Annotated in this window: 1 protein-coding gene; it reads left to right on the forward strand. The window is 55.8% G+C overall.

The genetic code is table 11. From position 1 onward, the window contains the following. Positions 1-424 (forward strand): sulfatase/phosphatase domain-containing protein (locus RSSM_RS33615; RefSeq protein WP_044301269.1); only part of this gene is annotated, 424 nt, incomplete at its 5' end. Positions 425-871 lie beyond the last annotated feature (447 nt).

An 871-nucleotide genomic window follows, 5' to 3' on the forward strand; every position in this document is an offset into this window, starting at 1 on the left:
TGCTGGCATCAACCGATCGCCAGTCAATCTCGTCGACATCTTTCCAACGCTCTGCGAATTGACCGACCTGGAAACGCCAACCGGGACCGAAGGAAAAAGTCTCGCTCCCATTCTGCAGCACAGTCGAGACTCAGTAAACGAATTCGCCGCGACGATCTTCCCTCACGACAAGCACTGGGGAGTCGCGATTCGCACAGAACGTTATCGATACATCGCGTGGTACAAAGGCGTGATGACTAAGAAACGCAGCGGAGCACGACTCAAACAAAAACCACAGTTCACCGAACTGTACGACTATCAATCCGATCCCCTCGAGCGGACCAATCTGTCGAGGAACCCTTCCTACCAAGAAATCGAAGAGAAACTCGCCAAGATGAACCAAGCGCACGTCGCAGCCACTCAGAACCGACAATTCTCGAACTAGAAATTCGCGTCGTTTGGAACCTGTTGGCAAACGTGAGCCACAAGGCGCTCGCCGTGCCAACGCGAAATGATTGGCGTTAACACGCCCCCCTTCGTCTGCGTCTTTGTTTTGTGGGTTCGAATTTATATCCCGATAGGGATTGAAGACGGTAGCCGGTGGTCGCTGCAACGCAGCGTACTACCGGAAAACAAGAACGCCCCAAAACACTCCCCATCCCGCCGTGGCCGCTGGCCACGGCGGGATGGGGAGTGGGCTCGTGGGATTCACCTGTCCGTCGGTGGCGCTATCGCTTACCGACGGCTACTCGCTTGACTCCCTTCGGGATGAAAACTTGCGCAAACATAGCGCGTCACACCTCCAAAGATACCAGCCCGACGCGCGGGCGAGTGGTCCCATGTGATCCCTTGCTAGCGAAGCGGGCTAGTAAATCAACCGGCAGCTAGCGTC

The organism is Aporhodopirellula sallentina SM41, from assembly GCF_000346505.1.
Lineage (GTDB): Bacteria > Planctomycetota > Planctomycetia > Pirellulales > Pirellulaceae > Rhodopirellula > Rhodopirellula sallentina.